The sequence below is a fragment of the Paracoccus angustae genome (genome assembly GCF_042648745.1).
Taxonomy (GTDB): Bacteria; Pseudomonadota; Alphaproteobacteria; order Rhodobacterales; family Rhodobacteraceae; genus Paracoccus; species Paracoccus angustae.
On the sequence record NZ_JBHRXY010000001.1, the window covers coordinates 333,071 to 355,920 of the forward strand.

Annotated in this window: 26 protein-coding genes; 16 read left to right on the forward strand and 10 right to left on the reverse strand. The window is 66.7% G+C overall.

Annotation, left to right across the window (positions count from 1 at the left end; genetic code table 11):
- The first annotated feature begins 172 nt into the window (after positions 1–172).
- On the forward strand, positions 173–1,828 hold the full coding sequence (locus tag ACFOM8_RS01620; RefSeq protein WP_377758682.1) for a D-alanyl-D-alanine carboxypeptidase family protein: 1,656 nt from the start codon (positions 173–175) through the stop codon (positions 1,826–1,828).
- A 68-nt stretch (positions 1,829–1,896) separates the two neighbouring features.
- Here ACFOM8_RS01620 and ccoS read toward each other — a convergent pair whose 3' ends face one another.
- From ccoS to ACFOM8_RS01640, 4 genes are read right to left on the reverse strand one after another with little or no spacing between them, the layout of a single operon-like run.
- A complete protein-coding gene (gene ccoS / locus ACFOM8_RS01625) occupies positions 1,897–2,058 on the reverse strand; it encodes a cbb3-type cytochrome oxidase assembly protein CcoS (RefSeq protein WP_377758684.1) in 162 nt (53 codons plus the stop codon).
- Positions 2,059–2,061: 3 nt separating this feature from the next.
- Complete coding sequence (locus ACFOM8_RS01630) at positions 2,062–4,263, reverse strand: heavy metal translocating P-type ATPase (RefSeq protein ID WP_377758687.1); 2,202 nt, start codon at positions 4,261–4,263, stop codon at positions 2,062–2,064.
- Between the two features lies 1 nt (position 4,264).
- Complete coding sequence (locus ACFOM8_RS01635; RefSeq protein ID WP_377758689.1) at positions 4,265–4,729, reverse strand: FixH family protein; 465 nt, start codon at positions 4,727–4,729, stop codon at positions 4,265–4,267.
- Position 4,730: 1 nt separating this feature from the next.
- Positions 4,731–6,281 carry an RdxA/RdxB/FixG family protein gene (locus tag ACFOM8_RS01640; protein WP_377758691.1) on the reverse strand — a complete coding sequence of 517 codons (1,551 nt, stop codon included), beginning with the start codon at positions 6,279–6,281 and terminating at the stop codon, positions 4,731–4,733.
- Positions 6,282–6,497: 216 nt separating this feature from the next.
- On the opposite strand from ACFOM8_RS01640, the gene ACFOM8_RS01645 reads away from it, so the two are divergent.
- The 6 genes from ACFOM8_RS01645 to ACFOM8_RS01670 all read left to right on the forward strand — a co-directional run bounded on the left by ACFOM8_RS01645 (position 6,498) and on the right by ACFOM8_RS01670 (position 11,444).
- Positions 6,498–7,157, forward strand: coding sequence for a glutathione S-transferase family protein (locus tag ACFOM8_RS01645; protein WP_377758693.1), 660 nt, complete (start codon positions 6,498–6,500; stop codon positions 7,155–7,157).
- An 18-nt stretch (positions 7,158–7,175) separates the two neighbouring features.
- On the forward strand, positions 7,176–7,640 hold the full coding sequence (locus tag ACFOM8_RS01650) for a hypothetical protein (protein ID WP_377758695.1): 465 nt from the start codon (positions 7,176–7,178) through the stop codon (positions 7,638–7,640).
- Between the two features lie 31 nt (positions 7,641–7,671).
- On the forward strand, positions 7,672–9,630 hold the full coding sequence (gene parE / locus ACFOM8_RS01655; protein WP_377758697.1) for a DNA topoisomerase IV subunit B: 1,959 nt from the start codon (positions 7,672–7,674) through the stop codon (positions 9,628–9,630).
- 1 nt (position 9,631) lies between these two features.
- The gene (locus ACFOM8_RS01660; protein WP_377758699.1) at positions 9,632–10,465 is read left to right on the forward strand and encodes a thymidylate synthase; all 834 of its coding nucleotides are present in this window, start codon (positions 9,632–9,634) and stop codon (positions 10,463–10,465) included.
- 3 nt (positions 10,466–10,468) lie between these two features.
- Positions 10,469–10,948: a dihydrofolate reductase gene (locus ACFOM8_RS01665; RefSeq protein WP_377758701.1), complete on the forward strand. Its 480-nt coding sequence runs from the start codon at positions 10,469–10,471 to the stop codon at positions 10,946–10,948.
- Between the two features lie 67 nt (positions 10,949–11,015).
- Entirely contained in the window at positions 11,016–11,444 is a 429-nt protein-coding gene (locus ACFOM8_RS01670; protein WP_377758703.1) for a VOC family protein, read from the forward strand.
- A gap of 15 nt (positions 11,445–11,459) precedes the next feature.
- Here the strand turns inward: ACFOM8_RS01670 and ACFOM8_RS01675 are convergent, their stop codons facing one another.
- Both ACFOM8_RS01675 and ACFOM8_RS01680 read right to left on the reverse strand, forming a co-directional pair.
- Positions 11,460–11,960 carry a MarR family winged helix-turn-helix transcriptional regulator gene (locus tag ACFOM8_RS01675; protein ID WP_377759169.1) on the reverse strand — a complete coding sequence of 167 codons (501 nt, stop codon included), beginning with the start codon at positions 11,958–11,960 and terminating at the stop codon, positions 11,460–11,462.
- Positions 11,961–12,088: 128 nt separating this feature from the next.
- Positions 12,089–12,379, reverse strand: coding sequence for a succinate dehydrogenase assembly factor 2 (locus ACFOM8_RS01680; protein ID WP_377758705.1), 291 nt, complete (start codon positions 12,377–12,379; stop codon positions 12,089–12,091).
- Positions 12,380–12,476: 97 nt separating this feature from the next.
- Between ACFOM8_RS01680 and ACFOM8_RS01685 the strand changes: the two genes are divergently transcribed.
- Positions 12,477–13,679, forward strand: a complete 1,203-nt coding sequence (locus tag ACFOM8_RS01685) for a pyridoxal phosphate-dependent aminotransferase (protein WP_377758707.1) — start codon at positions 12,477–12,479, stop codon at positions 13,677–13,679.
- Positions 13,680–13,685: 6 nt separating this feature from the next.
- On the opposite strand, the gene ACFOM8_RS01690 is transcribed toward ACFOM8_RS01685, so the two are convergent.
- Positions 13,686–14,468 (reverse strand): 3-hydroxybutyrate dehydrogenase, encoded by a 783-nt coding sequence (locus ACFOM8_RS01690; protein ID WP_377758709.1) that lies wholly within the window; start codon positions 14,466–14,468, stop codon positions 13,686–13,688.
- A 391-nt stretch (positions 14,469–14,859) separates the two neighbouring features.
- On the opposite strand from ACFOM8_RS01690, the gene ACFOM8_RS01695 reads away from it, so the two are divergent.
- From ACFOM8_RS01695 to ACFOM8_RS01705, 3 genes are read left to right on the forward strand one after another with little or no spacing between them, the layout of a single operon-like run.
- Positions 14,860–16,596, forward strand: coding sequence for an extracellular solute-binding protein (locus tag ACFOM8_RS01695; protein ID WP_377758711.1), 1,737 nt, complete (start codon positions 14,860–14,862; stop codon positions 16,594–16,596).
- Complete coding sequence (locus ACFOM8_RS01700) at positions 16,593–16,721, forward strand: hypothetical protein (RefSeq protein WP_377758713.1); 129 nt, start codon at positions 16,593–16,595, stop codon at positions 16,719–16,721. The genes ACFOM8_RS01695 and ACFOM8_RS01700 overlap by 4 nt, the downstream gene beginning before the upstream one ends.
- The gene (locus tag ACFOM8_RS01705; protein WP_377758715.1) at positions 16,721–17,062 is read left to right on the forward strand and encodes a hypothetical protein; all 342 of its coding nucleotides are present in this window, start codon (positions 16,721–16,723) and stop codon (positions 17,060–17,062) included. Before ACFOM8_RS01700 ends, ACFOM8_RS01705 begins: the two co-directional genes overlap by 1 nt.
- A gap of 5 nt (positions 17,063–17,067) precedes the next feature.
- Here ACFOM8_RS01705 and ACFOM8_RS01710 read toward each other — a convergent pair whose 3' ends face one another.
- Positions 17,068–17,394, reverse strand: a complete 327-nt coding sequence (locus ACFOM8_RS01710) for a YnfA family protein (protein ID WP_377758717.1) — start codon at positions 17,392–17,394, stop codon at positions 17,068–17,070.
- A gap of 117 nt (positions 17,395–17,511) precedes the next feature.
- On the opposite strand from ACFOM8_RS01710, the gene ACFOM8_RS01715 reads away from it, so the two are divergent.
- Complete coding sequence (locus ACFOM8_RS01715; protein ID WP_377758719.1) at positions 17,512–18,399, forward strand: cation diffusion facilitator family transporter; 888 nt, start codon at positions 17,512–17,514, stop codon at positions 18,397–18,399.
- Here ACFOM8_RS01715 and xth read toward each other — a convergent pair.
- Positions 18,396–19,181 carry an exodeoxyribonuclease III gene (gene xth / locus ACFOM8_RS01720; protein ID WP_377758721.1) on the reverse strand — a complete coding sequence of 262 codons (786 nt, stop codon included), beginning with the start codon at positions 19,179–19,181 and terminating at the stop codon, positions 18,396–18,398. The genes ACFOM8_RS01715 and xth overlap by 4 nt on opposite strands.
- Before the next feature lie 64 nt (positions 19,182–19,245).
- Here xth and ACFOM8_RS01725 point away from each other — a divergent pair, with 64 nt between their 5' ends.
- Complete coding sequence (locus tag ACFOM8_RS01725) at positions 19,246–19,884, forward strand: hypothetical protein (protein ID WP_377758723.1); 639 nt, start codon at positions 19,246–19,248, stop codon at positions 19,882–19,884.
- A gap of 24 nt (positions 19,885–19,908) precedes the next feature.
- Here the strand turns inward: ACFOM8_RS01725 and ACFOM8_RS01730 are convergent, their stop codons facing one another.
- Entirely contained in the window at positions 19,909–20,232 is a 324-nt protein-coding gene (locus ACFOM8_RS01730) for a HesB/IscA family protein (RefSeq protein WP_377758725.1), read from the reverse strand.
- A 75-nt stretch (positions 20,233–20,307) separates the two neighbouring features.
- On the opposite strand from ACFOM8_RS01730, the gene ACFOM8_RS01735 reads away from it, so the two are divergent.
- The 3 genes from ACFOM8_RS01735 (at position 20,308) to ACFOM8_RS01745 (ending at position 22,797) form a co-directional block, all read left to right on the forward strand.
- Positions 20,308–21,465: a deoxyguanosinetriphosphate triphosphohydrolase gene (locus ACFOM8_RS01735; RefSeq protein ID WP_377758727.1), complete on the forward strand. Its 1,158-nt coding sequence runs from the start codon at positions 20,308–20,310 to the stop codon at positions 21,463–21,465.
- 67 nt (positions 21,466–21,532) lie between these two features.
- Entirely contained in the window at positions 21,533–21,955 is a 423-nt protein-coding gene (locus ACFOM8_RS01740) for an OsmC family protein (RefSeq protein ID WP_377758728.1), read from the forward strand.
- On the forward strand, positions 21,955–22,797 hold the full coding sequence (locus tag ACFOM8_RS01745; protein ID WP_377758730.1) for a transglutaminase-like domain-containing protein: 843 nt from the start codon (positions 21,955–21,957) through the stop codon (positions 22,795–22,797). Before ACFOM8_RS01740 ends, ACFOM8_RS01745 begins: the two co-directional genes overlap by 1 nt.
- Positions 22,798–22,850 lie beyond the last annotated feature (53 nt).

Consider the following 22,850-nt stretch of genomic DNA (forward strand, 5'->3'; position numbering starts at 1 on the left):
TGCATCAATATAGTCGATTTTGCCGCCGATAAAAGCCCGCCCGGGCCGGATCGGGCGCAGGAAAATAACGCAAATGAACGGTTACATGGCAGGAAATGCCGTGCTATTATCCAATTGTTAAGCAATGGCATGCGACAAACGACATGCCGCCAGAGGCAGAGAGACCGCGACAGTGATCCGTATTTCCCAAACAGCCCGGCTGTGGGCTATCCTCTTGCTGGCCGTTCTGGCCCCGGCAAGCCTGTCGGCTGCCCCCTTCGCCGCCTATGTCATCGACGCGCGGACCGGCCAGCCGATCTACAAGCAGAACGAGGATACGCGGCTGCACCCCGCGTCCCTGACCAAGATGATGACGCTTTACATGGCCTTTACCGCCATCGAACGCGGGCAGGTCCGGCTGGATTCGCAGTTTCCCGTGTCCACCAACGCCGCGTCCGAACCGCCGTCCAAGCTGGGCCTGAAGGCCGGTCAGCGAATCGAGCTGCGCTATCTGATCCGCGCCGCCGCCATCAAGTCGGCAAACGACGCGGCGACAGCGATCGGCGAAGGGCTGGCTGGGTCCGAAGCGGCGTTTGCCCAGCAGATGACGCAGATGGCGCGCGCCCTGGGGATGCGGAACAGCAACTTCCGCAACGCCCACGGGCTGACGCAGGAAGGGCATTACTCGACCGCCCACGACATGACCATCCTGGGGCGGCGGCTGTTCTACGATTTCCCGCAATATTACAACATCTTCTCGCGCCGGTCGGCGGATGCGGGGATCGCGCAGGTGGCTTCGACCAACAAGCGGTTCCTGGATTCCTACCAGGGCGCGGACGGGATCAAGACGGGTTATACCCGTGCGGCGGGCTTCAACCTGACCGCCTCGGCGCAGCGCGGCAACAAGCGGCTGGTGGCGACCGTGCTGGGCGGCACCTCGACCGCGCATCGCAACCAGGTCATGGCGCAGCTGCTGGACGCGGGCTTCAGCCGCGTGCCGAACCGCGTGCGCGAAGTCCGGCCCGAGGCGCCCGCCCTGCTGGCGACCCGCGTCGTGCGCCGCGCCCAGATCGAGCCGTCTGCCGCCGCGACGCAGCCCGACCCGCAACGGCTGGTGCTGACGGCCTCGGCCCCTCCGGCGCGCGTCAGCCGCCCTGCCCAGGCCTCCACCGCGGCCCTGGCCCCCGCCCCGCAGCCCAAGGCCGCGCGCGAGGCCGAGCCGGTCGCCACCGGCCGCCTGACGCTGGCCGCAAGCGCCCGTCCCGTCAGCCGCCGCGCAGCGCCCGCCCAGGTGGCCGCGGCAGCACAGGCCGAGCCTGCCGCGCCCTCGGCCAGCCTGGTGGCCCCGGTCCTGCAACAATCCCTCCGCCCTGCCCCCGCACCGCGGTCCCGTTCCGCCAGCACGGCGGCGGCGATCACCAATGCCGGTGCCGAACCCGAGGCGATTGCCCGCGCCGTGGCCGAGGCCGTGCCGCAGGATGGCGGAGCCTCGATGTCGCTGCTGGCCTCGCCCGCGCCGAAGCCCCGCTCGGAAACGGTGATCCTCGCCGCGATGGGCGAGGGCGACCTTGCCGAGCCCGAGGCGCTGGAAATCGTGTCGCGTCCCGCGGGCAGCGGACGTGGCTGGGGCGTGACGCTGGGCATGTTCACCTCCAAGGCCGAGGCCGAGCGCCTGCTGCTGCGCAGCGCCTTGCAGGACGGCGCCATCCTGGAAGGGGCGGCGCGCCATGTGGCCGACACCAGGCGCGGCTTTCAGCCGAGCTTCGCGAACCTGACGCGGGCCAATGCGGAACTGGTCTGCGAACGCTTCGCCAGCCGGTCGCAGGAATGCCAGGTGGTGGGACAGTAGGAAACGCCGTCAGTGATGGGGAAAAAGGGGCAAGGATGACCTTGCCCCTTTTTTCGTGTCCCGGCCTGCTAGTCGGGCCTCGGCCGGTCGTCCCATTGGTCGGACAGGATCCGTTCGGCGTCGCCTTTCGGATCCTCGAACTGGCGGGACCGCAAGGCCCAGATAAAGGCCGCAAGGCCTGCCGCGCCAAGGCCCAGCGACACGGGGATGAGGATGGACAGGATTTCCACGAGCTAATCCTTTCCGTCGCGCAGCCGCAGCGCGTTCAGCGTCACCGTGATCGAGCTGAGCGACATCGCCAGCGCCGCGATCAGCGGCGTCACCGTTCCGGCGACGGCCAGCGGCACCGCCACGATGTTGTAGGCGATCGAGATCGCGAAGTTCTGGCGGATCCGCCGGACAGCGCGACGCGCGGTCACCACCGCGTCGGCCACGGGCGCAAGGTCGTTGCCGGTCAGCACCATGTCGCTGGCCACCCGCGCGGCATCCAGCGCGCTTGCGGGCGAGATCGAGGCATGGGCGCGGGCCAGCGCCGCCGTGTCGTTCAGCCCGTCGCCCACCATCAGCACGCGCGCGCCTTTGGCGGCTAGGCTGGCCACTATCGCCTCCTTGCCCTGCGGATCGACCCCCGCGCGATAATCCCCGATGCCCAGGCGGGCGGCCAGGTCCGCCACCGCCGCCTGGCGGTCGCCCGAAACCAGCACGACCCGCATCCGCGCCTTGCGCAGCATCGCCACGCAATCCGCAGCGCCGGGCCGCAACGCGTCGGTGAAATCCAGCCGGACCGGGGTCTGCCCTTCGACCGCAAGCCAGGTCGCGCTGGTTGGCAGGGCGCGGTCATCGTCCCCTACCCCCAGCCAGTCGGCACGGCCCAGCCGGACCATGCGCCCCTGCCAGCGGGCCGAGACGCCAAAGCCCGGATGCTCGGTCACGTCGGACAGCTCGGCAAGGGGCCGGTCGGCCAGGGCCTCGGCCAGGGCGCGCGACAGGGGATGGGCCGAGGCCTCGGCCAGCGCGCGGGCCACGGGGGGCAGATCGGCGGGCAGCGGCGCGGCCGAGACCAGGACCGGGCGGCCCATGGTCAGGGTGCCGGTCTTGTCGAACACCACGGTGTCGACCTCGGCCAGGCGTTCCAGCGCGGTGCCGTTCTTGATCAGCAGCCCGCGCCGGAACAGCCGCCCCGAGGCTGCCGTCGCGACCGCCGGGACCGCCAGGCCAAGCGCGCAGGGGCAGGTCACGATCAGCACCGCCGCCGCGATGTTGACGGCCAGCCGCAAATCGCCCGTGGCCCACATCCAACCCGCAAAGCTGGTCAGCGCCATCGCATGCACGCTGGGCGAATAGGCCTTGGCGACGCGCTCGGCCAGCGAGGTATAGCGCCCGCGCGCGGACTCGGCGGCCTCGACCAGGGCGGTCAGGCGCGCAAGCGAGGAATCGCGGCCCGCCGCCGTGACGCGCAGGGTCAGGGGGCCGGTCAGGTTGACCTCGCCCGCCGACAGCATCTGGCCGGGGGCCGCCAGCACGGGCAGCGTCTCGCCGGTCAGCAGGGCGCGGTCGATCTCGGACCGGCCTTCGACGATTTCGCCGTCCGCGGGCACGCGGGCGCCGGGGCGCACGCGGATCAGGTCGCCCGGGCGCAACGAGGCGATGGGCACCACCTGTTCCGCCCCCTCCGCCAGCAGGGTCGCGCGGGGAACCTCCAGCGCGGTCAGTTCGGCGGCGGCGGACCGGGCGATGGCGCGGGTGCGGTGGTCCAGATAGCGCCCGATCAGCAGAAAGAAGCACAGCATGGTCACGCCGTCGAAATACGCGTGTTCCCCCGACTGCGTCGTTTCGAAGACCGAGATCGCGCTGGCCAGCACGAGGGCCAGCGAGATCGGCACGTCCATTCCCAGGCGGCCCGCCCGGATCGCGGACCAGGCGCTGCGGAAGAAGGGCTGGCCCGCGAAGAACACGGTGGGCAGCGCGATGGCGCCGCTGATCCAGTGGAACAGGTCGCGGGTCGCGGCCTCGGCCCCCGACCAGACGGCGACCGACAGGATCATGATGTTCATCATGGCAAAGCCCGACACGCCGATGCGCATCAGCAGGTCGCGGCCCTGCCGGTCGGCGGCGGTGGCCGACAGCGCGTCGGGGTCAAGCTCGTGCGCCTCGTAGCCGACACGGGCCAGGACCGGGATCAGGTCGTCGGCGCTCAGGCCCGGCGCGTCCACGGTGACGCGGCGCAGCGTCAGGTTGACGCGCGCGCCGCGCACGCCCGGATGGGCCGCCAGCGCGGTTTCCACATCGGTGATGCAGGTCGCGCAATGGGCGGAGGGCAGCGACAGGATCAGCGTTCCGTCGGCATGATCGGCCCGGTCGGCCAGGCGTTGCGCCAGGGGGGCGGCATCGCAGGCGGGGCAGGCGCTGAAGCCCGATGCGGTCAGGTCGGCCATGTCATTTCGCCCTTGCGCCCGCATGATGGTTCAGCCGCTGCCGGAACGGCGTTCCGTCCTCGGCCACGGCCTGGACATGGATGATCCAGGCCCCCGGTTCCAGATCCAGGGGAACGCGATAAACGCCGCCCGCCACGGTGAAGCCGGGCGTCACATCCGCGCGCTTGTGCGTGGGCCTGCCGATCGTGGCCGAAAAGTCGCGCAGAACCGGATGCCGCCCCTGCCGGTCCAGGATCTCGATGGTCAGCTCGGATCCCGCATGGCGGGCCCTGGCCGTCCAGCCCAGATCCTGCTGCGCCTGCCGGTCGCGGTCGAATTCCTGCGAGGCGACATAGCTGTTTGGCACCTCGAGTCCCGGAAAGCTGCCCACCGCCAGAAAAGCCATCACGACATTGACGGCGATGATGACGCCAAAGGCGGCCAGCGTGATGATCAGGACGTGGCGGCCCGTCAGTTCCCTTGCCATGTCATTGGCCCTTTCCGTGGAAGATGGTGCCGACCGTCGCGGCGGTTCCGTCGGTTTCGTCCCGGACCACAAGGTCCAGCGGAGTCGTTGCCGCCGTGGCAAGCGCCGATCCCGCGGGCGCCGTGACATACAGCCTGCGGCTCAGCGTCTCGTCCGCGGGCACATCGACCGCGCCCGAGGGGGCGCCTTCGACGGCGACGGCCACTCCGTCGGCGCCCTCGACATCGAAGCGGAAGGCGCGCGTTTCCTGCTGCTTGTTGCGCAAGCGGACCTCGTAGGTGTTGCGGATCGCGCCGTCGGACATGGTGACGAACAGGGGGTTGCGCACCGGCGAGACGTTCAGTTCCAACGGCGAGCGGATGAACAGCGCCACGACCAGCGCGACCCCGATGCCGGACCACAGCGTGAAATACAGCACGGTCCGAGGACGCAGGACGTGCCTCCAGACGGGCTTCGGCTTGGCCCCGGCGCGTTCGGCGGTTTCGTCCCGCAGCGCCATGTAGTCGATCAGGCCGCGCGGCTTGCCGATCTTGTCCATGATCTCGTCGCAGGCGTCGATGCACAGCGCGCAGGTGATGCATTCCATCTGCTGGCCGTTGCGGATGTCGATGCCCATGGGGCAGACATTCACGCAGGCCATGCAGTCGATGCAGTCGCCGGAAGGGTCGGCCGGGATCGGCCCGCCGACGCCGGTGCGCACGCCCGGATAGGGCACCGCCGGATACTGCCCGCCCGCAACGGGGCCCGCGGCATGGCTGGCGGCCGCGGCGGTTTCGGCCACGGCCGGGCCGCGGTGGCGGACATTGGTCTTGCCGCGCGGTTCGCCCCGCCATTCGCGATAAGCGACGGTCAGCGTGTCCTCGTCCATCATGGCGGCCTGGATGCGCGGCCAGGGGCAGGCATAGATGCAGATCTGCTCGCGCGCGAAGCCGCCGAAGAAGAAGGTCGTCGCGGTCAGGATCGCCATGGTGATATAGGCCACCGGATGGGCCTGGCCCGTCAGCAGGTTGCGCAGCAGCGTCGGCGCGTCGGTGAAATAGAAGATCCAGGCCCCGCCGGTCATCAGCGCGATGACCATCCAGACCGCCCATTTCGCGGCCCGCAGCCTGAACTTCCGGGCGTCCCAGGCCTGCCGGTGCAGGCGGATGCGGGCATTGCGGTCGCCTTCGATCCAGCGTTCGACCAGGATGAACAGGTCGGTCCAGACCGTTTGCGGGCAGGCATAGCCGCACCAGACCCGGCCCAGGGCCGAGGTGAACAGGAACAGCCCCAATCCCGCCATGACCAGAAGGCCCGCGACGAAATAGAATTCGTGCGGCCAGATCTCGATCCAGAAGAAGAAGAAGCGCCGGTCGGCAAGATCGACCAGGACCGCCTGATCGGGCATGGACGGACCCCGGTCCCAGCGGATCCAGGGCATGACGTAATAGATCGTCAAGGCCACGGCCATGACGATCCATTTGAGGTTCCTGAACCGCCCCTTGACGCGTTTCGGAAAGATCGGTTCCCGCTTGGCGTAAAGGCTGGGGTGGTCCAATTCGGAATTGGACATTTTGAAAGTCGCTCCTGTTTCGCGAGGGCCGGTCTAGACCGGATGCCCGGGCGATTCCTTGACCTGCGTCAAATGCGGCCCGCCCTTGTCCGGGCGGCACAGCCACTTTCGCCTGGGCAGGATCGTCGCGGCCTTCCGCCTTGCGCAGCATCGGTTCATGGCGCTTTCCTGCCTCATGCAGGTGGCATACCGTCCGTCTGACAGAAGGAGCCTTCCATGCTGACCATCCACGGCGTCACCCGTTCGCGCGCCTCGCGCATCATCTGGCTGTGCCACGAAATCGGGCTGGCGTTCCGGCAGATCCCGGTGATCCAGGCCTACCGCCTGGCCGATCCCGATGCGCCCGACGCGCCGCCGAACACGCATTCCCCGGCCTTCCTGTCGCTGTCGCCCGCGGGCGCGATCCCGGTGATAGAGGATGACGGCCTGATCCTGTCCGAGTCGCTGGCCGCCACCCTGTATCTGGCCCGCAAGCATGGCGGCGCCGTTGGCCCGGCAGATCTGGCCGAGGACGCGCTGATGATGCAGTGGAGCTTCTACGCCGCCACCAGCGTCGAGCCCGACGCCCTGACCATCCTGTTCCTGCACGCCCGGACCCGCCTGCAATCGGGCGAGGATCAGGCGCTTGTCGCCAATGCCGCCGAACGGCTGATCCGGCCCCTGACGGTGATCGAAGAGCATCTGGCGACCCACGAACATCTGGTCGGGACGCGCTTCACGGTGGCCGATCTGAACATGGCCGAGGTTCTGCGCTATGCCCAAGGGTATGGGGAATTGATGGGGCAGTTTCCGGCAACCATGGCCTGGCTGGAACGCTGCCAAACCCGTCCAGCCTTCCGCAGGATGTGGGAAGCACGTCTGGCAGAACCGGAGTGATCATGAAATGACATCAGAATGTGCAACACCCTAGGCATTCAGGCGTCTGCCACGACCCGCTTGCTGACCAACCACATCTTCACCATGACCGAGCTGCGCAAGCCGCATAAGATTCGTGAACGCTCTCGCGGCAAGCCGGTGGCGATCCCGACGAACTCGCAACTGGTCGGCTATCTTGTCACCGATGAGGCGACGGACAAAGGGCAGCACCGATACGCGACCCGCGACGAGGCGATGGAATCGCAGCGGCGCGCCAGGTATCGCGCGCTGCCCGTGCTTGATCACCTGCGCGGCAACCAGATCATGAGCGATTGGCTGCTGCCCTCGGCCAACATGGTCGAGACGATCCATGATGCTGTGCTCAATCCGGGCGAACTGTCGGGACGCGCATTGGACAAGTCGGGTGCGGGCACCGTGGCGCGGCCGAATGGCCGCGTGACACCGCCTGACCCGGCTGGCCTTGTCGCGCCCGGCATGAGATAGTCCCCCAGCCGAAAAACAAGAGCAGAACCCCATGGCCGACGACCTTCTTTCCGCCGTTGACGCGACCGACAGCTATTCCGCCGCCTCGATCGAGGTGCTGGAGGGGCTGGAACCCGTGCGCAAGCGCCCCGGCATGTATATCGGCGGAACCGACGAACGCGCGCTGCATCATCTGGTGGCGGAAATCCTCGACAACTCGATGGACGAGGCGGTGGCGGGCCATGCCAGCCGGATCGAGGTCGAGCTGCTGGCCGATCACAGCGTCACCATCCGCGACAACGGCCGCGGCATTCCCATCGACCCGCATCCCAAGTTTCCGGGCAAGTCCGCGCTCGAGGTGATCCTGTGCACCCTGCACGCGGGGGGCAAGTTCTCGGGCGACGCCTATCAGACCTCGGGCGGGCTGCACGGGGTGGGCGCGTCCGTCGTGAACGCGCTGTCGGACAGCATGATCGTGCAGGTCGCGCGGAACAAGGAACTGTTCGAACAGCGGTTCTCTCGCGGCATCCCGCAGGGGCCGGTGGCGCGGATCGGCGCCGCCCCGAACCGGCGCGGCACCACCGTCACCTTTCACGCCGACGAGGAAATCTTCGGCCATCACCGCTTCAAGCCCGCGCGGCTGCTGAAGATGGTGAAGTCCAAGGCCTATCTGTTCAGCGGCGTCGAGATCCGCTGGAAGTCCGAGATCGACGACGGCGAAACCCCGCGCGAGGCGACCTTCCACTTTCCCGGCGGCCTGGCCGATTACCTGGCCGAGACGCTGCACGGCGCCAGCACCTATGCCGACCGCCCCTTCGCGGGCAGCGTCGATTTCCGCCGCCAGGGCGCGCCGGGCAAGGTGGACTGGGCGATCAACTGGACGCCCTCGCGCGACGGCTTCATCCAGTCTTATTGCAACACCGTCCCCACCCCCGAGGGCGGCACGCACGAGGCCGGCTTCTGGGCCGCGATCCTGAAGGGCGTGCGCGCCTATGGCGAGCGGGTCAGCAACAAGAAGGCCGCCAACATCACGCGAGAGGATCTGCTGACCGGCGGCTGCGCGCTCGTGTCCTGCTTCATCCGAGAGCCGGAATTCGTCGGCCAGACCAAGGACCGCCTCGCCACGACCGAGGCCGCGCGGCTGGTCGAGAACGCCGTGCGCGACCATTTCGACACCTGGCTGGCGGCGGACACGAAATCGGCGCGCGCGATCCTGGACTTCCTGGTTCTGCGGGCCGAGGAACGCCTGCGCCGCAAGCAGGAAAAGGAAACCGCCCGCAAGACGGCCACCAAGAAGCTGCGCCTGCCGGGCAAGCTGGTTGATTGCAGCGCCACCAGCCGCGAGAGGACCGAGCTGTTCATCGTCGAGGGCGACAGCGCGGGCGGCAGCGCCAAGATGGCGCGCGACCGGACCAACCAGGCGCTGCTGCCCTTGCGCGGCAAGATCCTGAACGTGCTGGGCGCGGCATCGAACAAGATGGGCGCCAACCAGGAAATCAACGATCTTTGCCAGGCCCTCGGCGTCGGCATCGGCTCCAGGTTCAACGTCGACGACCTGCGCTATGACAAGGTCATCATCATGACCGACGCCGATGTGGACGGCGCGCATATCGCCAGCCTGCTGATGACCTTCTTCTTCACGCAGATGCGGCCGATGATCGACAAGGGGCACCTGTATCTCGCCTGTCCGCCGCTTTACCGGCTGACGCAAGGGGCGCATCGCGTCTATGTCGCGGATGACGCCGAAAAGGAACGGATGCTGGCCAAGGGCCTGGGCGGCAAGGGCAAGATCGACGTGCAACGCTTCAAGGGCCTGGGCGAGATGGACGCCAAGGATCTGAAGGACACCACGATGAACCCCAGGACGCGCAAGCTGATCCGCGTCAGCATCGACGACGACGAAGGCGGCGAAACCGGCGATCTGGTCGAAAGGCTGATGGGCAAGAAGCCGGAGCTGCGCTTCGAATACATTCAGGAAAACGCCCGCTTCGCCGAAGAACTGGACGTGTGAGATGCGGCAGTATCACGACGCCTTGCGGACGGTTCTGGAGCAGGGGCAGGAAAGTTCCGATCGGACGGGAACCGGCACGATCAGCCATTTCGGGCTGCAATGCCGCTATCCGCTGGCCGAGGGCTTTCCGCTTGTCACGACGAAGAAGCTGCACCTCAAGTCGATCATCCACGAGTTGCTGTGGTTCCTGTCGGGCGACACGAATATCGGCTATCTGCGGGAAAACGGCGTCTCGATCTGGGACGAATGGGCGGACGAGAACGGCGACCTGGGTCCGGTCTATGGCCGCCAATGGCGCCGCTTTCCCAAGCTGGTGCCCAGCGGGCTGGACGCCGATGGACGCCCGCTGTTCTTCGCGGGCCATGTCGATCAGATCGCCGATCTGGTCGAGGCGATCCGCAGGACGCCCGATTCGCGCCGCCTGATCGTTTCGGCCTGGAACCCCGGCGACGTGCCGGACATGGCGCTGCCGCCCTGCCACACGCTGTGGCAGGTGCGGATCCTGGGGGGCAAGCTGCATTTGCAGCTTTACCAGCGGTCGGCGGACATGTTCCTGGGGGTGCCGTTCAACATCGCCTCCTATGCGCTGTTGCAGGTGATGCTGGCGCATGTGACGGGCTACCGGCCGGGCGATTTCATCCACTCCATCGGCGACGCGCATATCTACAGCAACCACCTGGATCAGGTGCGCACCCAGCTTGAGCGGACCCCCAAGCCCCTGCCCCAGTTGCGCCTGCGCCGGCAGGTCGATTCCATTTTCGACTTCCGCTTCGAGGATGTCGAAGTGCTGAACTATGACCCCGATCCGGCCATCAAGGCCCCGGTGGCGGTATAGCCCATGCTGACCCTGATCGCTGCCCGCGACCGTAACGGCGCCATCGGCAAGAACAAGGGCATCCCCTGGCGCGCGCCCGAGGATCTGGCCTTTTTCCAACGCGAAACCATAGGCGGCGCCGTGATCATGGGCCGCCGGACCTGGGAAAGCCTGCCGGTCAAGCCACTGAAGAACCGCCTGAATCTGGTCGTGTCCTCGGACCCGGCGGTTGCCGAGCAGGTTTTTCCCTTGCCCGGCGCGGCGGTCGATCACGCGCAACGGGCGGGTCATCGGCGCGTGTACGGGATCGGTGGGGCGGGCATCTATCGCGCGCTGCTGCCTGCGGCGGACCGGCTGCTGCTGACCGAGGTGGACCTCACGGTGCCGGACGCCGACGCGTTCTTCCCGGAGTTCGACGAAGCTGACTGGCTTTGCCTGGGCTCGGTCCCGCTGCGCCCTGCCGAGCCCGGCTGCGTGCTGTTCGAATTCCTGCGCCGCCGCTAGGCGGTTTGCACCCTGCCGCCCGCCGTGCCAAGCTGCGGACGATCCGCGGCAAGACAAGGAGATCTCCGTGAATATCCGTTACCTGCACACGATGGTCCGCGTGAAGGATCTGGACAAGACCATGGCCTTCTTCAAGCTGCTGGGGCTGGAGGAAACGCGCCGCGTCGACAACGACAAGGGCCGCTTCACGCTGGTCTTCATGGCCCCGCCCGGCCAGCCGGAATGCCCGGTCGAGCTGACCTACAACTGGGACGGTGACGAAGGGCTGCCCTCGGACAGCCGTCATTTCGGCCATCTGGCTTATCGCGTCGGCAATATCTACGAGCTGTGCCAGAAGCTGATGGATGCGGGCGTCACCATCAACCGGCCGCCGCGCGACGGGCACATGGCCTTTGTGCGCAGCCCCGACAACGTGTCGATTGAACTGCTGCAAGAAGGCGATCCCCTGCCGCCGGCGGAACCCTGGGCCAGCATGGAAAACACCGGCCACTGGTAGGCCTGCCGCCGCCGGTCAGTAGATATAGCGGATCTGTTCCAGCCAGAACCGCTCGATCCGGCGGCTTTGCAGGTTCACCTGCTCCAGGGGCGGGTCTTCCAGAACGCCGGACATGGCCAGACCTTCGGCATGGCGCAGGAACAGCCGGTGGACCATGTCGCGGATCGCCTGGCCTTCCGCCGTCAGCTTGACGCGGACCGACCGGCGGTCCAGGTCGCTGCGTTCGTGATGGACATAGCCCATCGTGACCAGCTTCTTCAGGTTATAGCTGACGTTCGACCCCTGATACATGCCGCGGGACCGCAATTCGCCCGCCGAAACCTCGGCCTCGCCGAGGTTGTAAAGGATCATCGCCTGCACCGGGGTCAGGTCGTGCTGGCCGAGGCGTTCGAATTCGTCCTTGACCAGATCCAGCATCAGCCGGTGCAGCCGTTCCAGAAGCTGCAAGGACTCAAGATAGGCTTCGGTCGTGTCTGCCAGATCCGGCAGGGCCTGAACGTCGGCCTGGGGGCGCATATCGCGCGGCGCGGGGGAAATCATGGCGTCTCGCGGTCCTGATTTGTTCGACATGACCGCATCATTGCCCTGAAAATCAAAATCTTCAGTTAATGCGACGCAACTTCCGCAAGGGATTAGAGAAAATTCTAGCGAATTGGCCGCAGCCGCTCTGCCGCATGGGCCGCGATCCTGTCCAGGATCGCAGAGATCGTCGCAGGGCCGCGGTTGCCGCCGCCGTTCACGCGGGCCGTGATCCACAGATACAGATCCTGGTCGTTCTCGCTCAGGACGGCCTCGTAGGCATCCAGATCCGCGGGCGACAGGTCGGCCAGGGAACCGTCCGCGAAATGGCCCAGAATCAGGTCCATCTCCTTCATGCCCCGGCGCCAGCTGCGCATGGTCAGGCGGCGCAGGCGGATCTCGGCGGTTTCATGCATTCTGTCGTTCCTCATGCGGCGCGCTGCCTGCGCTTGTCGTCCCGGTCCGGGCAGCATAAGCCATGCGGCGACGCCATTCAAACCGCCGAGGCCGCCCATGGGTTTTCTGTCCGACCGCCTGTCCCGGATCAAGCCGTCGCCCACCATCGCGATGACCACCCGCGCGGCCGGGCTGCGCGCCCAGGGCCGCGACATCATCGGCCTGTCGGCGGGCGAGCCCGATTTCGACACGCCCCCCCATATCCGCGACGCCGCGAAGGCGGCGATCGACGCGGGCCACACGCGCTATACCGCCGTGGACGGAACGCCGTCGCTGAAACGCGCGATCTGCGACAAGTTCGCGCGGGAAAACGGACTGGACTATGCCCCGTCGCAGATCACCGTGGGCACGGGCGGCAAGCAGATCCTGTTCAACGCCCTGCTTGCGACGCTGGATGAGGGCGACGAGGTGATCATCCCCGCGCCCTACTGGGTCAGCTATCCCGACATGGTGCTGCTGGCGGGCGGCACGCCGGTGGTCGTCGAATGCGGCCTGGACCAGGGCTTCCGCCTGACCCCCGAGGCGCTGGAGGCGGCGATCACGCCGCGCACGAAATGGCTGATCCTGAATTCGCCGTCCAATCCCTCGGGCGCGGGCTACGACCGGGACGCGATGCAGGCGCTGACCGACGTGCTGCTGCGCCATCCGCAGGTCTGGTGCCTCGCCGACGACATTTATGAACATCTGGTCTTCGACGGGTTCGCGTTCGTGACGCCCGCGCAGGTCGAACCCCGGTTGAAGGATCGCACGCTGACGATGAACGGCGTCAGCAAGGCCTATGCCATGACCGGCTGGCGCATCGGCTATGGGGCGGCGCCCGAATCGCTGATCAAGGCGATGGCCAAGCTGCAATCGCAGTCCACGTCCAACCCCTGTTCGATCAGCCAGTATGCGGCCGAGGCCGCGCTGACCGGGCCGCAGGACTACGTCACCGAAAGCCGGGCCGTGTTCCAGCGCCGCCGCGATCTGGTGGTGTCCGGGCTGAACGCCTGCCCCGGCATTGAATGCCCGGTGCCGCAGGGGGCCTTCTATGTCTATCCCTCCATCAGGGGTCTGATCGGCAAGACGTCGGCCGGGGGGATCGCCATCAGCGACGACGAGGCGTTCGCCAACGCCCTGCTGGAGGAAACAGGCGTCGCGGTGGTCTTCGGCGCGGCTTTTGGCCTTTCGCCGCATTTCCGCATCTCTTACGCCACCAGTGATCGGCAATTGACCGAGGCCGTGTCCCGGATCCGCCGGTTCTGCGAAAGCTGCGCGTGACGGCGCCTAAAGCGCCGTCCAGCCGCCGTCCACGCTGATCGTCGTGCCGGTGATCTGGGCGGCCGCGTCGCTGCACAGGAACACGGCCGTGTCGCCCATCTGCTCGACCGTGGCGAATTCCTTGGATGGCTGGCGTTCCAGCATGACGTTGCGGATCACCTCGTCGCGCGTCATGTTGTATTCCTTCATCGTGTCGGGGATTTGCGCCTCGACCAGGGGGGTCAGGACATAGCCGGGGCAGATGGCGTTGCAGGTGATCTGCTCGCGCGCGGTTTCCAGCGCCGTCACCTTGGTAAAGCCCACGATCCCGTGCTTGGCCGCGACATAGGCCGACTTGAAGGCGCTGGCCGTCAGTCCATGGGCCGAGGCGATGTTGACGACCCGTCCCCAGCCTGCGGCGCGCATCATCGGCAGGGCCGCGGCGGTGGTGTGAAAGGCTGAGGTCAGGTTGATGGCGATGATCGCGTCCCATTTCTCGACCGGGAAATCGGGAATCGGCGCGACATGCTGGATGCCCGCGTTGTTGACCAGGATGTCGCAGCGCCCGGCTTGGCGGATCAGGTCGCGGCATTCCTCGCCCTTGGACATGTCGGCCTTGATATAACGGACACTTACGCCATGTTCCTCAGCCAGATTCCGGGCCAGCGCATGATCCTCGGGGCGGTCGGTGAAACTGTTCAGGACGATGTCGGCCCCGGCCTTGGCCAGCCGCTGCGCCACGCCAAGCCCGATGCCCGAGTTAGAACCCGTCACGATTGCCGTTTTACCGCCTAGAAATCTTTCGAACATCGTGCCTCACACCTGTTGCCCGTGATGTCCCGGGGACGCCGTGGACCCCGGTTTGCAGGTGCAGCATGGGCAAAAAAAAACGCCCGCACAAGGCGGGCGCTAGTCATGAGGCAGGTTTCATACAGGCAAGAAACCTATCGAGCAGTAAGGTATTTATACGCCAAAGCCCGCCAGAGTCCAACGAATAAGTCTCACCTGACATTGACGATCTTCCGGCAAGTCAGTTGAATTTGTATCGAAAAGAAGAAAATCGGGCAGACGGGCGATGAAGATCTTAAGAAACCTTAACAAATCCGCGACTATACGCGTCTTGTGCCTAATATTGGGCGCTTTTTCAGGTGTTGCATCATTGCCGCTTTGGGCCCGCGCGGAAGGGGTCCACGCCCTTGCCATGTATGGCGAACCGGCGCTATCCCAAGGATTCGCCGCCTTGCCCTACGTCAACCCTGACGCGCCGCAAGGCGGAACGATTCGCCTGGCCGAACCGGGCGGGTTCGATTCGCTGAAACCCTGGGTGCTCAAGGGCAATGCTGCATATGCGATAGGCGTCCATGTCGCCGAGACGCTGATGTATCGCAGCCTTGACGAGCCGTTCACCCTGTATGGGCTGCTGGCCCGGTCGGTCGAGACCGCGCCCGACCGGTCCTGGGTCGAATTCACCCTGCGTCCCGAGGCGCGCTTTTCCGACGGCAGCCCGGTCACGGTGGAAGACGTGATGTGGTCCTTTCAGACGCTGGGAACGCAGGGGCACCCGCGCTATCACGCGGCCTGGGCCAAGGTCGCCAAGATGGAGCGGACGGGCGAGCGCAGCTTGCGCATCACCTTCACCGAAACCGACCGCGAGCTGCCGATGCTGATGGGCCTGCGACCCGTCCTGAAAAAGGCGCAGTGGGAGGGGAAGGACTTCTCGGCCTCCAGCCTGGAGGCGCCGGTCGGATCGGGGCCCTATGTGGTGGACCGCGTGGATCCCGGCCGCTCGATCACCTTTCGGCGCGACCCGGACTATTGGGGCCGGGAACTGGCGGTGAACCGGGGGCGCAACAATCTGGATGTGATCCGCTACGATTACTTCGGCGATGCGAACGCGATGTTCGAGGCGTTCAAGGCGGGCGAGGTCACGGTCTGGCGAGAGCTGTCCGCGCTCAGGTGGGAACAGGAATACGGCTTTCCCCTGATGCGGCGGGGAGACGCCCTGAAATCCGAGATCCCCAACGGCCGCCCTTCGGGGATCATGGGGCTGGTGATGAACACCCGCAACCCGCTGTTCGCCGACTGGCGGGTGCGGCAGGCGATGATCGAGGCGTTCAACTTCCGCTTCATCAACGCGACGCTGAACGGCGGCAAGGACCGGCGCATCACGTCCTATTTCGCCAATTCGGACCTGGCGATGCGGCCCGGCCCCGCCACGGGACGAGAGGCCGACCTGCTGGCACCCTTCGCCGCCGACCTGCCGCCCGGCACCGTCGAAGGCTATGTCCTGCCCGAGGGATCGGACCGCGCCCTGGACCGCACGGGCCTGCGCCGCGCCATCGGGCTGCTGGAGGAAGCGGGCTGGACGGTGCGGGACGGCGTGCTGCAAGACGCTCAAGGCCGGCCCTTCGCCTTCGAGATCCTTCTCAACCAGTCCGGCACCGCGATGCGCACCGCGTCCGAAACCCAGCAGATCGCAGACATCTATGTGCAGGCGCTGCGGAACCTGGGGATGCGGGCGCGCATCACCCTGCTGGATCCGGCGCAGTTCGTGCAACGCACCAACGAATTCCAGTTCGACATGACCTGGTACGAACGCGCGCTGTCGCTGTCGCCGGGCAACGAGCAGCTTCTCTATTGGGGATCGGCCGCGGCCGATCAGCCGGGCAGCCGCAACTGGATGGGGATGAAAAGCCCGGCCGCGGAATCGGTGATCACGGCCATGGTGAATTCGCAAACTGCAACCGATTTTACCGCCGCCGTCCGCGCCTTGGATCGAATTCTGACCGCAGGGCGTTATGTGGTGCCGGTCGGGTTCTCGCCGGTCTCGCGGCTGGCCCATGCCGCGGACCTGCGGTATCCTGCCCGGACAACGCCACTCTACGGAGATTGGCCGGGCTTCATGCCCGAGCTGTGGTGGCAGGAGGCAGAGGAATGAGAGCAGTGATTGGAGCGCTGCTGGCCTGCATGGTGCTGGCTGGCTGCAACACGGTCGCAGGCGTCGGAGAGGACATCACCGGCATCGCGACTTGGGCGCAATCGTCGATGGGAGGCGGATACTGATGAAATGGCACCACGTGCAACAGAACTGGGCCGCCTTCTACGAGGCGATCGTCGAGAAATGGCCCGAGGTGGACGAGGCGGACCTGGACGAGATCGACGGCGACCAGCGCGCATTTGTGGCCTATCTGGCCGAAACGACAGGCCAGGAACCGTCCGAGATCCGCGAGGAACTGCGCGAATGGCTGGCCGGAGAGATCCCCTCGGACGTGGTCATGGATCCGACGCATGACAACCACTCCATCGCGCTCAGCGGCAAGTACGTGAACGAGGGCGAGGACGAATATGCCGACGACGCCCGCTTCGGGGATGACGACGAATATCCCGACGACGGCGACCGCTGAGACCCTCAGGCGGCGCGCGGTCCCCACAGGATCAGGGCCGCGCCCGCCAGACAGATCGCCGCGCCCCCCAGATCCCACGGGTCGGGCCGCCGCCCCTCGGCCAGCCACAGCCATGCCAGCGAGGCGGCGATGTAGATGCCGCCATAGGCCGTATAGGCCCTGCCCGCCTGGCTGGCAGGGCTAAGCGACAGAAGCCAGGCGAACAGCGCCAAAGAGGCCATGCCCGGCGCCAGCCACAAGGCGGACCGCCCAAGCCGGAACCAGGCCCAGAAGGCAAAGCATCCGGCGATCTCGGCCAGCGCGGCCAGGACGTACAGGGCAAGGGCTTGCATGGCCTAGCGGATAGCCCGGCCAAGGGCCGAGGTCCACCGCCCTTTCCAGTTGCAACAAGCCGCGCCGTCTGCCAGATGCACCCCCGACGGAAGGGGCAGCATCGAAGGACCGCCGCCATGAACCGCACCTTGAAGATCGCCCTGGGCAGCATCGTGGTCGGCATTGTCGTGCTTGGCCTGAAGACGCTGGCCTGGCGGGTGACGGGTTCGGTCGCGCTGCTGTCGGACGCGCTGGAAAGCACGGTCAATGTCGCCACGGCGCTTGCCGCCCTTGTCGCCATCCGGATCGCCCAGCGGCCGGCGGACCAGGGCCACCCTTACGGCCACCACAAGGCCGAGTTCCTCAGCGCCGTTCTGGAAGGCGTGATGATCATCGTGGCCGCCCTGCTGATCCTGGAGGAAGCCTTTCGCGGCGTCATGGCGCCGCGCGCGCTGGACGCGCCGCTGGAGGGCCTGCTGATCAACGTCGCCGCCAGCACGATCAACGCGGCATGGTGCTGGGTGCTGCTGAGCCAGGGCCGCAAGCTGAAATCCCCGGCGCTGGTGGCCGACGGCAAGCACCTGTTGTCGGATGTCGTCACCTCGGGCGGGGTGATCGTGGGCGTGCTGCTGGCCATCGTGACGGGCCAGACGATCCTGGACCCGATCCTGGCGGCGGTGGTCGCGGTCAACATTCTGTGGTCCGGGTGGAAGGTGATGACCGCCTCGCTGGGCGGGCTGATGGACGAGGCGGTGTCGGACGACGTGCTGACGGCGATCCGCAGCACCATCTCGGACCAGGCGCATGGGGCGATCGAGGCGCATGACCTGCGCACCCGGCACGCGGGCAGCATGACATTCATCGACTTTCATCTTGTGGTGGACGGCGAGACCTCGGTTTCCGAGGCCCACGCGATCTGCGACCGGATCGAGGCCGCGCTGAAGCACCGCCTGGACGACGCGCAGATCACCATCCATGTCGAACCCGAACACAAGGCCAAGCATTCGGGCGTGCTGGTGCTTTAGGCCGCCAGCCTGACCCAGACGGGAACGTGGTCGCTGGGCTTCTCGGCGGCGCGGGCTTCCTTGTCGATGCCGGTTTCCACCAGCAGGTCGGCGGCCTGCGGCGACAACAGCAGGTGGTCGATGCGGATGCCGTCGTCGCGCGACCAGGATCCGGCCTGATAGTCCCAGAAGGTAAAGGGCCCCCGCGTGGCCCAGGGATCGCGGATGCGCACGGCGTCGGTCCAGCCCTGATGGACGATCCGGCGGAAGGCCGCGCGGCTTTCGGGCAGGAACAGCGCGTCCTCGGCCCAGGCCTGCGGGCGGGCGGCGTCGCGGGGTTCGGGGATGATGTTGAAATCGCCCCCCATCACCACCGGCATCTCGCTGGCCAGCAGGTCCAGCCCGCGTTGGCGCAGGCGCTCCATCCAGGCCAGCTTGTAATCGTATTTCGGTCCCGGCGCCGGGTTGCCGTTGGGCAGATACAGCCCCGCGATGCGGACGGCCCGGGTGCCCACCACCGTTGCCTCGATGTAACGGGCCTGTTCGTCCCCTTCGTCGCCGGGCAGCCCGCGGGCCACGTCCTCCAGCGGCAGCCTGGACAGGATCGCCACGCCGTTGAAGCCCTTTTGCCCGTGGGTTTCGACCGTCCATCCCAGATCCTCGAAATGGGACCGGGGAAAGGCCTCGTCCACGGACTTGATTTCCTGCAAGACGACCAGGTCGGCCGCCGATCCGGCCAGCCAGTCGGTCAGCGCCTGGATGCGGGCCTTGACGCCGTTGATGTTGAATGTCGCGATTTTCATGGCCGCATCTTTATCCGCCGCCCCGCGATTGGCAACCATGGGCGGGATACACGCGTTCACCCCCATGCGCCGCCTGTTCGCCCTTTTGCTGATGGTTGCCCTGGCCCTGCCCTCCTGGGCCCAGGACAGGCTGCCCGCCGGACTGATGTGGAACCGCAGCGGTTTGCCCGCGACCCTTCCCCTGGTCGTCAAGACCATGCCCGGGCAGGATTACGTCGTCTTCCTGGCCCCCACCGAGGGGGGCGATCCCGTGATGGCGGGCTATATCCGCGGCGGCGCGTTCTTCCGCCTGCTGGTGCCGCCCGGCACCTGGACGGTCCGCTTTGCCCATGGCCGCGACTGGCAGGGCGAGGACGAACTGTTCGGACCGGGAACCGAGTGGATCGGCCTGGACCGGCCGCTGACCTTCGAGGCGGGGGTCGCACGCAGGCAGGGCCATATCGTCCGGCTGATCGAAAGCGACGGACAGGTCAGGGTGGCTTCCTCTGGCCCGCTGGACATCTGCCAGGGCCTGACCGTCACAACCGAGATCGACAAGCGCGACGAGAACCGCGAGGCTCTGAACCTGCTGCCCGCGCCGGGCCTTCAGGATCTGCGCGACGACTTCGACGCCTTTCCGCGCAGCGACTTCAACCGCCTGCCCGCACCCGGGCTGCGCCGGACCGAAACGGAACTGGACACCCGCAGCCGGGTCTGCCCCTAGATCGAAGCCCGGCCGCGCAGGCGGCTAAATCGAGAAGGACGTGCCGCAGCCGCAGCTGCTGGAAGCGTTCGGATTGTCGATGACAAAACGCGCGCCGATCAGCTCATCGGCAAAGTCGATGGTCGCCCCCGCCAGATAGGGCAGCGAAACGGGATCAACGACGACCTTCTGGCCCGCGCCTTCCAGCACCAGATCGTCGGCCTCGGCCCGGTCCAGGCGGATGTCGTATTGAAAGCCGGAACAGCCACCGCCTGCCACGGCCACGCGCAACGGGCGGACCTCGCCCGAATCGTTGATCTCGGCCAGGCGGGCAAAGGCGCGTTCGGTGACTTTCGGCGGCAGGTTCATGGGGCGTTCCCGTTTTCGAGGGCAGGCCCTAAATATAGGGTCCACCGCATCCGTTGCAAGGAAGGCCATGCCCCCGTGACTGCCCCCTATGCCTGCCATCCCGAAGCCAGCCGCGGGCGGCTGCACCCGGAACGCATGTCCACATTCCGCAGCCCCTGGCAGCGCGACCGCGACCGCATCATCCATTCCTCGGCCTTCCGCCGACTGAAGCACAAGACCCAGGTTTTCGTCGAACACGATGGCGAGGCGTATCGCGGCGATTATTTCCGCACCCGCCTGACCCACACCATCGAGGTGGCCCAGGTCGCCCGCACCATCGCGGGCGCGTTGGGCCTGAACCCGGATCTGGCCGAAACCGTGGCCCTGGCCCATGACCTGGGCCACCCGCCCTTCGGCCATACGGGAGAGGATGCGCTGGCCGCGTTGATGGAACCCTATGGGGGCTTCGACCACAACGCGCAGGCCCTTCGCATCGTCACCCGCCTGGAACGCCATTACGCCGATTTCGACGGCCTGAACCTGACCTGGGAGGCGCTGGAAGGCATCGCCAAGCACAACGGCCCCGTGACCGGTCCCCTGCCCTATGCCCTGGCCGAGGTGAACGCCCAGTGGGATCTGGAGCTGCACACCAACGCCAGCGCCGAGGCGCAGGTCGCGGCGGTGGCCGACGACGTGGCCTACAACCACCACGACCTGCACGACGGCCTTCGCGCCGAGTTGTTCACGGAAGCTGAACTGGCCGAACTGCCCTTGGTCGGCCCGGCGTTCGCCGAGGTAGACCGCCTTTACCCCGGCCTCGATCCCACCCGCCGCCGCTACGAGGCGCTCCGCCGCGTCTTCGGGGTCATGGTGGAAGACGTGATCGCCGTCGCCCAGAACCGCCTGGCCGGGTTGCAGCCGCAATCCGCGCAGGAGATCCGCGACATGGACGGGCCGATCATCCGCTTTTCCAAGCCGCTTTACCAGAACATCAAGGCGATCAAGTCCTTTCTGTTCACGCGCATGTACCGCGCGCCCTCGGTCGTGGTGGAACGCAGCAACGTCACGGCGATGCTGAACGACCTGTTCCCGCTTTTTCTGCACGATCCCGGCCAAATGCCCGAACACTGGTGCCGCGTCGCCCGGGCGGCGGGGGACGAGACGCAATGCGCCCGTGTTGTTCTTGATTACGTCGCAGGCATGACTGACCGCTTTGCCATCGCCGAACACCAGCGGCTGTTCTCGAACCGCTGAAATCTGAACCGAAGGCTTGCCCCCGGCGTTCGACGTGCTGAAGCATGAACGCAGGAAGGAACAAGACATGTTCACACGCAGCGGATCGGCCGAATGGCAAGGCGGGCTGAAGGACGGCCAAGGCAAGGTTTCCACCCAGTCGGGCGCGCTGAACGGCCTGGCCTACGGCTTCAACAAGCGTTTCGGCGATGAGCCCGGCACCAACCCCGAGGAACTGATCGGCGCCGCCCATGCCGCCTGCTTCAGCATGGCGCTGTCCAACGAGCTGTCCGGGGCGGGCATCGGCAACATTGCGATCGAGACGGCATCGAAAATCACCCTGGACAAGGACGGCGACGGTTTCGCGGTCACCAAGGCGCATCTGGTCACCCGCATTTCGGCCGACGGCGACCGCGCGCGGATCGAGGAACTGGCGCAGAAGGCCAAGACGGGCTGCCCTATTTCCAAGCTGCTGAACGTCGAGATCACGATGGACGCGACGGTCGCCTGATGCGCATCCGGATCGGGCACGAGATGACGATCGAGGTGCCGCAGGCCACGCCGCTGATCAGCCTGACGACACCCGAGACTGCGCGTCACCGCGATTATGTCTTTCCCGAGGATTTCAGGACGACGCCCCATGTCCCGGTCCAAAGCTATGTCGACCGTTTCGGCAATGTCTGCCGGCGCATGGTGGCGCCGGCAGGCAGCTTCACGCTCTACAGCGACATCACGATCAACGATCCCGGCACGCGGGACGAAGCCGACTTCGACGCCCCGGAATGGCCGGTCGAGGCGCTGCCCCCCGAGGTGCTGGGCTTTCTGACCGCGTCCCGCTATGTCGAGACCGATCTGGTCAGCGACGAGGCCTGGGGCCTGTTCGGCCATCTCGCGCCCGGCTGGAACCGCGTCCAGCACATTGTCGATCACGTCAACGGCAGCCTGGTCTTCGATTACAAGCTGGCTTCGCAGTTCCGCACCGCCGCCAGCGCCCGGAACGACCGCGTGGCCGTTTGCCGCGACTTCGCGCATCTGACGCTGGCCTATCTGCGGGCGCTGAACATTCCGGCGCGCTATGTCAACGGCTATGTCGGCGACATCGGGGTGCCGCCTGCCGCCGCGGCAATGGACTTCGCCGCCTGGATCGAGGTTTTCCTGGGCGGCAAGTGGTGGACCTTCGATCCGCGCAACAACGAGCGGCGCATCGGGCGCGTGGTCGTGGCGCGCGGCCTGGACGCGGCGGATGTGCCCCTGATCAACAGTTTCGGTCCTCATGCGCTGACCGGCTTCAGGGTCTGGTGCCATCCGGTGGACGAGACGGGCAATGAACTGGACGGGATGCTGTTCGCGTGACGCTTGCCATTGCGGCCGCCGCGTGACCATCTGGACGCGGCAACCTCCAGGAT